The 1,089-nt window shown below is 62.9% G+C and carries 1 protein-coding gene; it reads left to right on the forward strand.

Features of this window, described 5'->3' with window-relative positions; translation table 11 throughout:
* Window positions 1-954, forward strand: a 954-nt coding sequence (locus FJ941_RS28875) for a TRAP transporter large permease (RefSeq protein WP_140511009.1), incomplete at its 5' end; no start/stop codon positions are given.
* Window positions 955-1,089: the final 135 nt, after the last annotated feature.

Genomic DNA, 1,089 nt, shown 5'->3' on the forward strand with positions numbered 1-1,089 from the left:
GCCGACGCTGCCGGGCTGGGCAAGATCATCATCGAGATGATGACCAGGGACGGCCGCTATCCGCGCGGCTACGCCGCCGCTATCACCGCCGCCGCTTCGACCATTGGGCCGATCATCCCGCCGTCGATCCCGATGGTGATGTACGCGCTGGTCTCGGATGCCTCGATCGGTTTCCTGTTCCTCGGCGGCATCCTGCCTGGGCTGCTGATGGGCGCGGTGCTGATGGGCCTAAACGCGTGGGTCGCTCGCAAGCGCGGCTTCGCGGTCGAGGAAGCCGTGCCTCTGCGAGCCCTGCCGAAGGTGACGCTCAATGCATTTCCAGCGCTGCTTATGCCGGTCATCCTGCTCTACGGCATCTATGGCGGCGCGACCACGCCGACCGAAGCGGCCGCCGTCGCGGCCGCCTATGCGCTGATACTGGCCGGTGTCTTTTATCGTGCGCTGAGCTGGCGGAAGCTCTATGCCATCCTTTCAGAAAGCGCGCGCTCGTCCGCCGCCGTTGGCCTGGTCATCGGCGGCGCACTGATTTTCAATTACATTGTGGCCAGCGAAAACATTCCAGCCCACATGGCAGCCTCGCTGCAGGGACTGCACATATCCCCGCTCGCTTTCCTGTTCATGGTCAATGTGCTGCTGCTGCTGCTTGGTTGTCTGCTCGACGCATCGACGATCATCCTGGTCATTGTACCGCTGTTCATCCCGACCTGCCGACTGCTCGGGATCGACTTGGTGCATTTCGGCGTCGTGGTGGTGGTCAACACCATGATCGGGCTGATTACGCCACCCTATGGGGTCGTGCTGTTCGTCATCAATGCGACCACCCGCATTCCGCTGCGCGAAATCATCAGCGAGATCTGGCTGTTCATCGGGGTGCTGGTCGTTGCGCTGCTGCTGATGATGCTGTTTCCGGAAATCGTGCTGTGGCTGCCGAGGCAGTTCGGATACCAGGGATGAGCACGGCTCCGCACGATCGCCGAAGTGCCGGCCTGACCGACCCGGTCAGGCTTGGGTTGATCGGCGACAACATAAAGCGCTCGCGTTCGCCGGACCTGCATCGTCTCGCCGGCCGCCTCAGCGGCCTGGACGTCA

Origin of the sequence: Mesorhizobium sp. B2-3-13 (assembly GCF_006442195.1) — a bacterium.
Classification (GTDB): Bacteria; Pseudomonadota; Alphaproteobacteria; order Rhizobiales; family Rhizobiaceae; genus Mesorhizobium; species Mesorhizobium salmacidum.